Origin of the sequence: Saccharopolyspora sp. (genome assembly GCF_017434145.1) — a bacterium.
GTDB lineage: Bacteria > Actinomycetota > Actinomycetes > Mycobacteriales > Pseudonocardiaceae > Saccharopolyspora_C > Saccharopolyspora_C galaxeae.
This window is the reverse complement of the sequence record NZ_JAFRFW010000028.1, coordinates 1-1,818: the sequence shown is the minus strand read 5'-3', so window position 1 is coordinate 1,818 and position 1,818 is coordinate 1. Positions and strand designations below refer to the sequence as shown.

2 protein-coding genes are annotated in these 1,818 nt (G+C 68.5%); both read right to left on the bottom strand.

The features are described 5' to 3' along the window. Positions 1-146: 146 nt before the first annotated feature. Positions 147-1,508: a cation:dicarboxylase symporter family transporter gene (locus tag IJH84_RS00780; RefSeq protein ID WP_295139001.1), complete on the bottom strand. Its 1,362-nt coding sequence runs from the start codon at positions 1,506-1,508 to the stop codon at positions 147-149. Positions 1,509-1,595: 87 nt separating this feature from the next. Then, positions 1,596-1,818: UTRA domain-containing protein (locus tag IJH84_RS00775; RefSeq protein ID WP_295138998.1), on the bottom strand; the 223-nt coding region annotated here is incomplete at its 5' end.

Genomic DNA, 1,818 nt, shown 5'->3' with positions numbered 1-1,818 from the left:
CACGACACCGGTCTTCGCCTGCGCTCGAGCGAGCGCGGCCTCCGTTTCGGTCATGCGCGCGACGAACGCGGTGTCGCTGAAGACCTCGCGCATCTGGGCGGTGGAGAACATGTCGCGGTAGAGGAAGGAATCGAAGACTGAGCTGTTCACTGTGGACTCCCAGAGGTCGCGGCTGTGGTGCGCGCGGACGGTTCGGCGGGGTCGGACTCGTCGGCTTCGCGGTCGAGCACGGCGGGATCGGCGAGGACTTCGCGCAGCCGCGCGCGGTCGAGGTCGCCGTTGAACCGCGCGATGACCACGGTGGCGACGACGTTGCCGAACGTGTTGCAGGCCGAAATGGCCATCGACATCACCCGGTAGACGCCGAACAGGATCGCGACCCCGTCCACCGGCAGGTATCCGGTGGCGGCCACGGTCGAGGCGAAGACGACGAACGTGCCGCCGGATACCGTGGCCGCGCCCTTCGAGGTCAGCAGCATGATCAGCAGCAGCCCGAGCTGCTGTTCCACACCCATCGGCACGCCGTAGGCGTTGGCCAGGAACAGCGTGCACAGCGCCAGGTAGATCGAGGTGCCGTCCAGGTTGAACGCATATCCGGTCGGCATCACCAAGCCGACCGTCTGCCGGGACAGGCCCATCCGCGGGAGTTTCTTGAGCAGCCCAGGCAGTCCGGCTTCGGACGAGGCGGTGCCGAGCACCAGGGTCAGCTCGGTGCGCACCGCCCGCAGCAGCCGCAGCACGCTAACCCCCGCCGCGAGGCAGATCCCGCCGAGCACGACCAGGACGAACAGGATCACCACGATCCAGTACTCCGCCACCAGCTCGGCCAGCGCCAGCAGCATCGCCGAACCGTTGGTGCCCACCGAGTACGCGATCGCACCGAAGGTCCCGATCGGCGCGAGCCGCATGATCACGTTGATGAGCGCGAAAAACCCTTCCGAGACCGTTTCCAGACCCGCGGTGAACCGCGCCTGCACCGGCGGCGCGAGCGTCAGCACGCCGATACCGAGCAACACCGCGATCACGACGACCTGCAGCAGATGGCCGGAGCTGAACGCGCCGACGAAGGTGGCCGGCACGACCGTGGCGAGGAACCCTTCGTCGCCGCCTTCGCCGGAGGGGACCTCCTCGGCCGCGCCCGCTCCCTGGAGCGCCCCGGCACCGATGCCGACGCCGGAGAGGTTGCCCGCCAGCAGCCCGAGCAGCAGGGCGACGGTGGAGACGACCTCGAAGTAGATCAGCGCGAGCAGCCCGGTCCGGCTCGCCTTCTTCAGATCGCCCGCCGCGGTGATGCCCATGACGACGGTGAGGAACACCAGCGGCGCGACCCCGATTTTGATCAGATCCAGGAAGGTGTCCCCGACGACCTTCAGGTTCGCCGAGAACTGCGGAAACGCCGCGCCGACGGCGATCCCCAGCGCGATCGAGATCAGCACCTGGTTGCCGATTCCCGCGTACCAGTGGCGTTTCGGGCGGCGGCCCGGCGGCGGCTGCTCCGCTGATCCCATGCTCGACACCCCTCTGTGTCTAGACACATTTTATGTCTAGACACATTGCGGTGCGGTTGGGCCGGTTGTCAACCGACGGACCGCGAGTTACGCGGAGGGGCCGGACCGCACGAGCGTGGTCCGGTAGCTGAACGTCTCCGCGGGGTGCACGCCCACGGTCGCCTCGAACAGCTCGCCGTCCGGGTCGTAGTAGCAGCGCACGAACTCCAGGCCGGGGCTGCCCGGTTCCAGGTCGAGCGCGTCGGCAGGCTCGTGCGGCAGCGCGACGGCGCGAACCTGCTGCACGACTCGGTGGGTGGATCGCCCGGTG

Excerpts from the sequence above, each read along its gene's own strand:
- IJH84_RS00780 (WP_295139001.1), bottom strand. The coding sequence starts at position 1,508 with ATGGGATCAGCGGAGCAGCCGCCGCCGGGCCGCCGCCCGAAACGCCAC.